Genomic DNA, 3268 nt, shown 5'->3' with positions numbered 1-3268 from the left:
CCGGCAGCGTTCGACGCCGTCGACTTCGGTGACGTGAAGGCGGCCGCCGTGGCGGAGGAGTACGCCGCGATCATCGACGACATGGACGGCATCGCCCCCGCCGTCGAGGTGCAGGAGTTCAGTGCCGACGACGGCAAGGGCACCGCGACGCTCGCGTGGTCCTGGCCCGAGAGCAAGGACGCGGCCTGGACCTACGAGACCGAGGTCGCGCTCGCCGAGGTGGACGACAAGTGGAGAGTCGCCTGGGCGCCGTCGGTCGTCGAGTCGACACTGAAGCCGGGCGACATCCTCGACGCCGTCACCCAGCCGACGGACCGCGGCGACATCCTCGGCGCCGACGACGAGGTCCTGGTGACCGAGCGCCCCGTCATCCGGATCGGCATCGACCGCACCCGCGTGGAGGCAGCCCAGGCTCCCGCCTCCGCCAAGGCACTGGCCGAGCTCGTCGACATCGACGTGGCGCCGTACGTCAAGGCGGTGAAGAACGCCGGCCAGCGGGCCTTCATCGAGGCGATCACCTACCGCGAGGGCGAGGTCCCGGGCGCCGTCCAGACCGGCGTGCGCACCATCGACGGCGCCCACCAGGTCAGCGACGAGGTCGCGCTCGCGCCCACCCGCAGCTTCGCGGCACCGATCCTCGGCCGTGTCGGCCCGGTCACCGGCGAGATGGTCGAGAAGGACCCGGACAAGTACCGCACCGGCGACATTGCCGGCCTCTCCGGCCTGCAGGCGCGGTACGACGACCAGTTCCGCGGCAACCCCGGCCGGATCGTGTACGCCGTCCCCGAGGCCGCCGACGCGAAGAAGCGCACCCTCTACGACCGCGCCGCCACGGCGGGCCGGCCGCTCTCGCTGACCCTCGACGCATCGACCCAGAAGATCGCGGAGAGCGTGCTGGCGGAGGTCGAGGGCGTGACCGCGCTGGTCGCGATCCGGCCCAGTACCGGAGCCATCGTGGCCGCCGCCTCGCCCGAGCAGAACTACGCCGCGTACGGGCAGTTCGCGCCCGGCTCGACGTTCAAGATCGTCACGTCGCTGGCCCTGCTCCGCGCCGGTCTGACGCCCGAGTCGCCGGTGGAGTGCACGCCGACCACGACCGTCAACGGCAAGCGGTTCAAGAACTACTCCGACTACCCGTCCTCGGGGCTCGGCACCATCCCGCTCAGCAAGGCGATCGCGAACTCCTGCAACACCGCGTTGATCAACGCCCGCGCCAAGGTCGACGACGGCGACCTCGCCGCGGCCGCCGCCAGCCTCGGGCTCGGCATCGACCACGACCTCGGCTTCCCCGCGTTCTTCGGCGAGGTGCCCGAGCCCGCCAGCGACACCGAGGCTGCCGCCGATCTGATCGGACAGGGCAAGGTGCTCGCCTCGCCCATGGCGATGGCCGCGGTGATCGCGAGCGTGCAGGCAGGAAGGACCGTCGTACCGCGGCTGCTGGAGCAGGTCGACGTGAGCGTGCCCAAGGAGGCCGCGCCGCTGACCGCCGAGGAAGCCGCGGCGCTGAAGAAGATGCTGCGCGGCGTGGTCACCGACGGCAGCGGCCGCGGCCTCGCGGACGTGCCCGGCGCCCCGGTGATCGCCAAGACCGGCACGGCGGAGTACGCCGACGGCGGCACCATCAGGACCCACGCGTGGATGGTGGCCGCCCAGGGCGACCTCGCCGTCGCCGTGTTCGTGCAGACCGGGGTGTCCGGTTCGCAGACCGCGGGTCCGCTGATCGAGCAGTTCCTCCGCCGCGCCCGGTGAGGCCATGCCACCCGGGACCTTGGTCCCGGGTCGAAATGGTCGATCGGTGGGACCTTGCCCCACGCCCTATGGCGGCCACCAGCCCCGCGCTATCGTGGAGGAAGTCGTACATCGGAGGGAGCACCGATTCCGACAAGAGCCCGTCGTTGACCCCATGCAATGACGGGCTCGCTCCTTTTTCGCCCGGGACTGGCAGGGTGGGGGCATGAGCTTTCGTGAGCGCCTGACCCACCTGCTTCCGGAGGGGCGACGCCAGCTCCTGATCGACGGCGCCTGGACTCCGGCCGGCAACGGTGCCCGGCTCGACGTCATCGACCCGGCCGACGGATCGGTCCTCACCGACGTCGCCGACGGCACCCTGGACGACGCCCGCGCGGCCCTCGATGCGGCGGCCGCCGCTCAGCCGGGCTGGGCCGCCACGGCGCCGCGTGAGCGCGGCGAGATCCTGCGCCGGGCGTTCGGCCTGGTCACGGCCCACGCCGACGACCTCGCGCTCGTGATGAGCCTCGAGATGGGCAAGCCGATCGCCGAGGCCAAGGGCGAGGTCACCTACGGCGCGGAGTTCCTGCGCTGGTTCTCCGAGGAGGCGGTGCGCATCCACGGACGCTGGATGCACAACCCCGCGGGCGGCAGCCGGCTGCTGACCGTGCGCAAGCCGGTCGGTCCCTGCCTGTTCATCACCCCGTGGAACTTCCCGCTCGCCATGGGCACGCGCAAGATCGGGCCGGCCATCGCGGCCGGCTGCACGATGGTGGTCAAGCCGGCCGCGCAGACGCCGCTGACGATGCTGCTGCTCGGTGGGTTGCTGGCCGAAGCAGGCCTGCCTGCGGGGGTCCTGAACATCGTCACGACCGACGACGCGGCCGGGCTCAGCACCACCCTGATGGCCGACCCACGGCTGCGGAAGGTGAGCTTCACCGGCTCGACCCCCGTCGGGAAGCGACTGGTCGAACAGTCCGCCGGACAGCTGCAGCGGGTGTCGATGGAGCTCGGCGGCAACGCCCCGTTCCTCGTCTTCGCCGACGCGGACCTCGACGCAGCCGTCGACGGCGCGATGCTCGCCAAGATGCGCAACATGGGGGAGGCCTGCACGTCGGCCAACCGGTTCCTCGTCGAGGCGTCGGTCGCGGACGAGTTCGCCGCCCGTCTCTCCGAGCGGATGGGAGGACTCCGGGTCGGCCGCGGCCAGGACGTCGGCATCCAGGTCGGGCCGCTCATCGACGAGAAGGCGGTCACGTCGGTCGCCGCGGTCGTGGACGACGCCCTGGCGCGGGGAGCACGAGCGCTCACGGGTGGACAGCGGGTCGACGGTGCCGGGTTCTTCTACCCTCCGACGGTCCTGGTCGACGTACCCGCGGACGCGGACGCGGTCACCACCGAGATCTTCGGCCCGGTCGCGCCGATCACGACCTTCACCACCGAGGACGAGGCGATCACGCTGGCCAACGCGACGGAGTACGGCCTGGCGGCGTACGCCTTCACCCGGGACCTCGCGCGCACCCTGCGGCTGGCCGAGCGC

2 protein-coding genes are annotated in these 3268 nt (G+C 71.9%); both read left to right on the top strand.

What is annotated here, in order from left to right; all coding sequences use genetic code 11:
- Positions 1–1749 (top strand): penicillin-binding transpeptidase domain-containing protein (locus ACOADB_RS18000; RefSeq protein WP_378601462.1); only part of this gene is annotated, 1749 nt, incomplete at its 5' end.
- Positions 1750–1954: 205 nt separating this feature from the next.
- Positions 1955–3268 (top strand): NAD-dependent succinate-semialdehyde dehydrogenase (locus tag ACOADB_RS17995; RefSeq protein ID WP_378601460.1); only part of this gene is annotated, 1314 nt, incomplete at its 3' end.

Origin of the sequence: Nocardioides sp. CPCC 206348, from assembly GCF_048654705.1 — a bacterium.
GTDB lineage: Bacteria > Actinomycetota > Actinomycetes > Propionibacteriales > Nocardioidaceae > Nocardioides.
The sequence above is the reverse complement of the archived record's forward strand: the minus strand, read 5'-3'. Positions and strand labels throughout refer to the sequence as shown.